General features: G+C 39.5%; 1 protein-coding gene and 1 tRNA gene. Both read left to right on the plus strand.

Annotated elements, in window-relative coordinates; all coding sequences use genetic code 11:
- The first annotated feature begins 2 nt into the window (after positions 1–2).
- A tRNA-Pro gene (locus ACKGJN_RS16335) sits at positions 3–77 on the plus strand.
- Between the two features lie 223 nt (positions 78–300).
- Positions 301–722: Arm DNA-binding domain-containing protein (locus ACKGJN_RS16340; RefSeq protein ID WP_409540631.1), on the plus strand; the 422-nt coding region annotated here is incomplete at its 3' end.

Consider the following 722-nt stretch of genomic DNA (forward strand, 5'->3'; position numbering starts at 1 on the left):
CTCGGGGTGTAGCGTAGCCCGGTTATCGCGCCTGCTTTGGGAGCAGGAGGCCGCAGGTTCGAATCCTGCCACCCCGACTTTTTAGATGTCAAATGACATCAAATAATACCTAAATTAATGATTTTCAGTACGTTAATAGAAACTGGGAATCATTTTTTTATGTTTAATATCATCCTTCAAGTTACCTAATCGGTTACCTATCCGGTTATCTTTTTTTTCTTACCTTCCATTAGCCTTGCTGGCTTTAGAGTGATTTGACTTTCGACAATTATGTTAAATCGGTTACCTAAATGAAAGGCAATGAAAACAAAACCCACTTTTCGCATTCTGTTTTGGCTTAATCTAGCCAAGACAAAACACACTCTTGCACCAATTTATGCAAGGGTGACCATCAATGGCCGTAGGGCAGAGATCAGTTTAAGAAGGCAATGTCACCCGGAATCATGGGATGATAGGGCTCACAGAATAAAAGGAAGAAATATTGAAGCCACGGTTTTGAATAATTATCTGGATGCTAAATATTCCAAATTATTGCAGTGTTACGAAGATTTGCTCAAAGAAGATGGTATAATTACCGCTACTGCTATAAAATCCAGATTTCTTGGGGCGGATGCTACATTTAAATCCCTGAAAGATGTGTTGGAGCATCATAAAACCACCATGGGAGATGTACTTAAACCAGGAACACTCAAAAATTACGGAGCTACAGAAAAGTATTTGCT

This window comes from Gillisia xinjiangensis, from assembly GCF_046298265.1.
Lineage (GTDB): Bacteria > Bacteroidota > Bacteroidia > Flavobacteriales > Flavobacteriaceae > Gillisia > Gillisia xinjiangensis.